This window comes from Roseiconus nitratireducens, from assembly GCF_008629675.1.
GTDB classification, from domain to species: Bacteria; Planctomycetota; Planctomycetia; order Pirellulales; family Pirellulaceae; genus Stieleria; species Stieleria nitratireducens.
This window is the reverse complement of sequence record NZ_VWOX01000093.1, coordinates 1-508: the sequence shown is the minus strand read 5'-3', so window position 1 is coordinate 508 and position 508 is coordinate 1. Positions and strand designations below refer to the sequence as shown.

At 55.3% G+C, this 508-nt stretch carries 1 protein-coding gene; it reads left to right on the top strand.

Annotated features, from left to right (window positions below):
• Positions 1–3 precede the first annotated feature (3 nt).
• The gene (locus tag FYK55_RS28820; protein ID WP_261344977.1) at positions 4–144 is read left to right on the top strand and encodes a GxxExxY protein; all 141 of its coding nucleotides are present in this window, start codon (positions 4–6) and stop codon (positions 142–144) included.
• Positions 145–508 lie beyond the last annotated feature (364 nt).

Sequence of the window (508 nt, the reverse complement as noted above, 5' to 3'; positions counted from 1 at the left end):
GCGATCGACAAGGCACAAACGCTTTCTCACCTTCGTCTGATGAACCTGAATGTTGGCTTGCTTCTAAATTTCCATGAAGCGAAACTTGTTGATGGTCTCCATCGAATCGTGAACAACTATCGCGGCCCACGAGTCTCTGAATAGCGGACGCAATCCACCCACCCTTCCGCACGGATCCTACTCCGCGATTCTCCGCACCTCCGCATCTCCGCGTTAAATCCCCCTGAATGATGCCAATCGACCGCGAATCCACCGAAGAGAATCTACGACTGCATGTCGATCGACTTGCGGGACTGAGCGGTCCGGATTTAATCCGGGGACAGAGCACGTTACCGCCATGGTCAGTGCATGGTCATGCATGTAGCGATCTTCGGTGTTGCCCTGGACGACGTTCCGTCAATACTGAACTTCATTCGGGCGTCTTCTCCGATAGGTGGTCGACGATGTACCCAGTTGCTCGCTGGGAGGTTTAAACGCGGAGTGGCGGAGGCGCGGAGCATCGCGGAGG